General features: G+C 66.8%; 2 protein-coding genes and 2 pseudogenes. All 4 read right to left on the reverse strand.

Going from position 1 to position 4,361, the window contains the following annotated elements; all coding sequences use genetic code 11:
- Nucleotides 1–172 precede the first annotated feature (172 nt).
- A pseudogene (locus VFH65_RS10695) lies at nt 173–376 on the reverse strand (helix-turn-helix domain-containing protein); the annotation flags it as partial.
- Between the two features lie 134 nt (nt 377–510).
- Nucleotides 511–2,577 carry a tyrosine-type recombinase/integrase gene (locus VFH65_RS10700; RefSeq protein ID WP_353321309.1) on the reverse strand — a complete coding sequence of 689 codons (2,067 nt, stop codon included), beginning with the start codon at nt 2,575–2,577 and terminating at the stop codon, nt 511–513.
- Complete coding sequence (locus VFH65_RS10705; protein ID WP_353321310.1) at nt 2,574–3,701, reverse strand: tyrosine-type recombinase/integrase; 1,128 nt, start codon at nt 3,699–3,701, stop codon at nt 2,574–2,576. The genes VFH65_RS10700 and VFH65_RS10705 overlap by 4 nt, the downstream gene beginning before the upstream one ends.
- Before the next feature lie 86 nt (nt 3,702–3,787).
- A pseudogene (locus tag VFH65_RS10710) lies at nt 3,788–4,147 on the reverse strand (recombinase family protein); the annotation flags it as partial.
- Nucleotides 4,148–4,361 lie beyond the last annotated feature (214 nt).

Here is a 4,361-nt window from a genome sequence, read left to right on the forward strand (position 1 = left end):
AAGGCGGTACCTGACGAAGAAGCCCCGACCGAGGTTGGGGCTTCTCGCTTGGGGTCCGCATTCATTAGTCGCTCGGCTGAGAGTTCCGCGGAGTACTGATTTCGGTGTTCGGGAACGGCGGCACCACGATGTGAGCGAACGGCCGCTCAGGGTCAACGGGTTTGGGCCCCATTCTGTCGATGGTGCGGTAGATCGTTGATCGCCCGACGCCGAACAGTTCGGCAAGCTCGGCTTGGGTGTAGGTCCCTGAGTCATGCAGCTCCAGCAGGTGTTTCGCTTGGTTCGGTTTTAGCTTCGGTTGCTTGCCGCGCGGCCGACCCTTGGCCCTGGCTACTTTCATCCCTTCCCGGGTGCGAAGTCGGATCAGGTCGGATTCGATTATGTGGACAGACCGCAGTTCGCAAGCCCCCGATCCGGTCGCTGGTGATGAACGGGCGAGCAGCAATTCGGCGTAGCGATCATGGTGCTTGTCCATCCTGCTCAGATGGCTGCAGCTCGTCGAGTAGTTGCTCAATGCGCCGGCGGGTCGTCGTGTGCCGTTCGATCTCGCGCCGCCAGCCACGTGCGGTCGCGTCCTCGATGAGGTGCTGCTCGACGTCGAGACGGGCGCGGAGCCGCGGTGCGTAGTCGCTGGTGGTGAGGAACTTCGAGCAGGTCAGCACCAGGTCGCACTCGCACGGGCCTTCGGCGGGTGTGCGCAGGCAGTGGCCGAGTTCGAGTTCTGTCTTGAGGAAGTTGGTCTGCAGCCAGGACACCGCTTCGGGGGTCGAGGCGGTGCTCGCGCAGCGCGTCAGCGGCCGGCCCGGCGAGGGTCACATCGGGTCCGAGGTGACGATCCAGGGCGTCTTGGTACTGCTGCTTGACGGTCGGGTCGGACAGGCTGGCGTAGATGATCGACATGTTCGGAGTCCGATGTCCGAGCACAGCCATGATCGTTTGGATGCGAGCTCCGCCTTCAGCGAGTTGGGTGCCGATAGTGTGCCGGAACCGGTGGGCGGTGATCGTCTGCCTCCCGGTTGAGTCGACGAGCCCGGCCGCAGTGCACGCGGCCTTGAGTGACATGTCGAACAGGAACCCGTTCGAGAGCAGCCTGCCGCGCTGGAAGAAGAGATGCTGCACTGCACGGCCCGCGCTGGGATCGAAGCGGGGTCGAGATCGTTGTGTGCGGGCCCGTTCGATGAGCGGCTGCAGCACCTCGGCCGCCTGCGGGTGGAGCGGGATGCTGCGCTCGGTATGTCCTTTGCCGACGGGGATTCGTAGCCGCGGGTGCCCGTCGGGGTAGCTGTCGAGGCAGTCGACGGCTAGGCGGCGGATCTCGTCGCGGCGGGCGCCGCTCCACCGCGCGACGATCAACGCGGCCCGTTGGTAGGGATTCGGTAGCTGGTCGACGGCCGTCATGAGCGCGGCGAGTTCGTGATCGGGGATGAACCTAGGCAGCGGTCGGTTGATCTTCGGGATGTCGGCGCGGGTGAACAGCACTCGGGCCGGGACGTCATCCCATTGCCAGGCCGCGGTCTCGGTCACGAATCGGGTGATCAGGGTGACGACCGATCGCTTCGTGGTTAGGCTCAACGGTTCGCCGGTGTGCTGGTTGGTCTGCGCCCCGAGCCAGCACAGGAACTCTTCCGCGTGCTCGCGGTGCAGCTCGGCGAGGCTGGTGATGGCCGGGTGCGCGGCCGCCAGCCAGCGCATGAGCCGGTGCAGCGCGTCTCGGGCATGGCGCACGGTCTGTGGCCGGTCGAGGTTGGCGTCTACGTGGAGTCGCAGATACCGCTGCATCACCGCAGCGATCTTGGGTGGCGCATCCGCCGGGGCAAGATGGTCCGACGAGCCGCCTGCCGCGATGCGCGCGACCGGGGTGCGGTCGACCTGGTCAATGTCGAACAGCAGCACGTGAGTGGCGTGCACGCGCCCGATCGCGGTGCGTAGATACGACCTGACCGAATCTTCGGCCTGCTGCCCGGCGGGGAGCCGGGCGTAGAAGTCGCGTAACGGGTCGAGGCGCAGCCGAGCACTGAACGTCTCGACCGCCTGACTCAATTCGTCAAGATCGCTCATCATCAGCGCGGACAGGTCCGGGTCGCCGCGGTGTAGCAGCATCCGCCCCAATGGCCACTGCAGCGTTTCGCGCGGCGTGGCGTAACCGAGTTCGCCCAGTCGGCTGACGTGCCGCTCGAACAGATCCATGTCGATGCCGATACCGCCGTGGCGGGCCTGGTGTCTGAACGGGCTAATGAACGTTCGGCCGAGCAGGATCGGGTAGTCCAGACGAACGCGGCGGACCAGCGACAGGTAGGTCAGGTACGGCATGATCACGCTCGCCCCGCCGTGTGGGTGCTGCCCGCGCACGCAGGTCTCCCGGTCGATAAGCCGCTGTCGCAGCGGCGCGTCGAACCAGTCCTGCAGCGAGGGCCAGCGCTCGACGAACCGGTCATAGGCGTCCATACGCGCCCACCGAGCGCCGTAACCGGTGACGTGCTCGTGGACCCACGCCTTGTAGCTCGCGCGCTCGGCATGCACTCGATGCGCGGCCGCCGCTTGCGCCGGCGGGGACGCCAGAAGCTCGGGTGTGGTCACGACCGGCCCCGTAGTGCGTGGTCGTAGTCGGCGAGCACCTGCTCGTCGGAGACGCGGGTGTAGATGCGGATCGACTCGAGCGAAGCGTGCCCAAGCCGCTTCTGCAACGCCAGCTCCCGCATTCCGGCCTCCCACATCGCGGTCGCGTGCGTGTGCCGTAGCGCGTGCGGCGTCTTGTCTGGGCTACGGATTCCGAGCCGGTCCAGCCGGCGCGCGAAGCCGCGAGCAACCGCCTGGTAGCTCAACGGTTCACACCGCCGCGGCCCAGAGCCACCAACGAGGAACACGAACGGGGACTCCGCGTCGATTGGGCGCTCGTGCAGGACGTAGCGGTTGACCGCGTCCAGCGTGCGTGGCTCATGCAGATCGACAACCCGTTCGTGGCGGGCCTTCGCCCGTGCCCCGCGGGGATGGTCGTCACGCTTGCGGACAATCACCCGGCGGCGACCGTAGGAGACGTCCTCCAACCGGAGGCACAGCACCTCGCCGGGCCGCAGGCCGCCGTCGAGCATCAGCAGGAAGATCGCGAGATCCCGAAGCGTGGCGAGGCTGGCCAGCAGCGCGTCGATGTCCTCGGCGGCCATGGGTCGGGGCAGGCGAAGCGGGAGTCGCACTCTGACGGTGCGGCGGACCGGGTGTTGTCGGCTCGGCGCGCCGACGAAAGGCTGATGCCGATCCGGCACCCGGCCAAGTGCGTGATCAACCCGGCGTTGCATCGGGTTCTCGCCGGCCGTGTACTGCTCCGCAGCGATCGCCCACTCAAAGAAGCTCGAGGTCGCCGCGAGCACCCGCTGCACGGTCGCCGCGGACAGCAGCCGACCCTGCTCGGTCGCCACCGTCAAGCCCAGCCGCTGCGCCGGTCGCCGGGACGGCACCCGCCGCAAGTACGCCAGGAACTCCAGCGCCGTCGAGGGTCGGAAGTCATTCCAATCGAGCGCGTGCTGCTCAAGGAACCGCACGAGATGGCGGAGGTCGTAGGCGTACGCGCACACGGTATTCGGGCTGTAGCTGGAGTCGGTCAGATGTGACAGGAACCGACTCACCGCCACAACCTCGCCGCCCGCGTCATCTAGCAGGACAACCCGCCCGACGATGCCGCGCTCATGACGCTTGACCACCCGCACACCGGCCTCCTTCGCCGGTGCTCACTGCATCAGGGCGCAGCCCTCACCTCGGGGAGCTGGTCGTCCCGGCGTGTCGAGATAACAGAGAACTCGGCCACCATCGCCAACACGTTGAACAACAGTCGTCCGACGGGGTCCGTCGGATCGTGGATCGAGCCGCCGAGGCTGAGTTTCACGTTGCACCTAGTCAGCTCGTCCAAGATGTCGCGAGCGTCGGGCAGCGACCTGGCGAGCCGGTCCAGCTTGGTCACGACCAGGGTGTCACCTGCTCGACACGCTGCGAGAGCCAACCGAAGCCCGGGTCGGTCGCGGTTTGTGCCGGTCAGGCCATGGTCGACGTAGACGCGGTCGTCACCGACGCCGAGCGCGTGGAGTCCGTTGCGCTGGGCGGTGAGATCTTGTTGCTCCGTTGATACGCGCGTGTATCCCACCAATAGTTCATTCATCCACCTGCGATGACGCTGACAGATGGCACCCGTCAAGCTCTACCCTGCGATGCCCCGCAAGCCGGTCCGCTTACGAGACGACCGGCCAGTGACCTGAGATAGACGTCTGTGCCCGGTGACGACTGGTTGAGGCCAGGCTCTCCTCATGGGTTGTGAGCTGGTCCTCGGGCCGGCTGGAGACGAGGGCCTCAATGAAGGCTCGAACGAGGCCGGT

This window comes from Mycobacterium sp. (genome assembly GCF_035697385.1).
Classification (GTDB): domain Bacteria; phylum Actinomycetota; class Actinomycetes; order Mycobacteriales; family Mycobacteriaceae; genus Mycobacterium.